Origin of the sequence: Rothia sp. HMSC069C03, from assembly GCF_001811075.1 — a bacterium.
Classification (GTDB): domain Bacteria; phylum Actinomycetota; class Actinomycetes; order Actinomycetales; family Micrococcaceae; genus Rothia; species Rothia mucilaginosa.
Genome location: NZ_KZ627129.1, coordinates 1 through 1,196 on the forward strand (window position 1 = coordinate 1; position 1,196 = coordinate 1,196).

At 50.8% G+C, this 1,196-nt stretch carries 1 protein-coding gene and 1 pseudogene; both read left to right on the plus strand.

Annotation, left to right across the window (positions count from 1 at the left end; all coding sequences use genetic code 11):
• A partial coding sequence (locus HMPREF2779_RS01265) for a hypothetical protein (protein WP_233992178.1) occupies positions 1–623 on the plus strand: 623 nt, incomplete at its 5' end.
• A gap of 354 nt (positions 624–977) precedes the next feature.
• A pseudogene (locus HMPREF2779_RS01270) lies at positions 978–1,196 on the plus strand (hypothetical protein); the annotation flags it as partial.

The window sequence follows — 1,196 nt, forward strand, 5'->3', positions numbered from 1 at the left end:
CGCCCGCCGTCCTTGCAACCGCCACCATCCCCACTTACGCAGCTTCTCACGAAATTTATAGTTTGGACTCAAACAACAGCGGTACTTACACCCGTGATAACAGCACGGGGTGCCTAACCAGCCTAACCGTGACAAACTCTGTCAATACCAACGGCGACCCTGCAGGTATCGTTGCAATCTACCCCGAAGGTATGGGCCAAGTTCAGAACGCAGAGATAACGAATCTCCTAGTAACCTGGCACCTACCCACCGGTCTTGTCGACAGCTTTAACATAACTTTAGGCAATTGGACCTACCTCGGCTCCTATTCTGTAGCTGATTCAGTCCTCGACTATCAGCCTGCTGAAAACGGCAACCTGAGCTACACCGTTCCCACCAGCGGTCTTACCGCTTACGAATTTGAGTACAACGGCACCCTCAGCACCACCACTCAGCAGGAAGGGTCACTTACCCCTGATCCCGCCTCTTATTTCACTGCTGAAGCGGTTACTTCTTCCGATAGTTGCCCCGACCCCCAGTCAGGTATTGAAGCAGTTTATGTGACCGAGTACAGCATTGCCACCGACAGCGGTTACAGCGTAGATGGCTTTACTGGACGCGTTCAGGCTCTAACTCTTTCCTAGTATTCCAAAAGTCTCTCCCTAGCCTGCCCCTCCTACCGGAGGGGCGGGCTAGCTGTTTAAATACCCGTTCCCAGTTTCCCGTCTTTTAACAACAGCAATCCTGCCACCCGGCCCCACTTATAAGCACTATCGTATTTATAAAATCAGCACAGTAAAGTACAAATATGCTTCCAAGTAGCTCATACTTACCCCTTGATTCTGGTGATACCGCAGAAAATAAGTAATTTTAAAGTTGCTAGATATCACATCAATACTCTTTAAAATCTAGTTGTTTTTGAACAAAGTCATGCTATATACTTTTTCTTGACTGGGTCATACTCACCAAACTCAAAACATACTTTCCAGGAGACACTCATGCCTACTATCTCTCGCCGCGCCCTTGCTCAGGGCGCAGTCTGGGCGGCACCCACCGTCCTTGCAACCACCGCCATCCCCGCCTACGCAGCATCGCGGCCCTCGTACTACTTTGCACAAAGCCAGACTGCGTCACTCACGTACAACTTCCGGGATAACTGGTACTCCAGCAAGGTACACACCATGGCACCCGTCGCCCCGGAACTCGCAGGTTTCTCC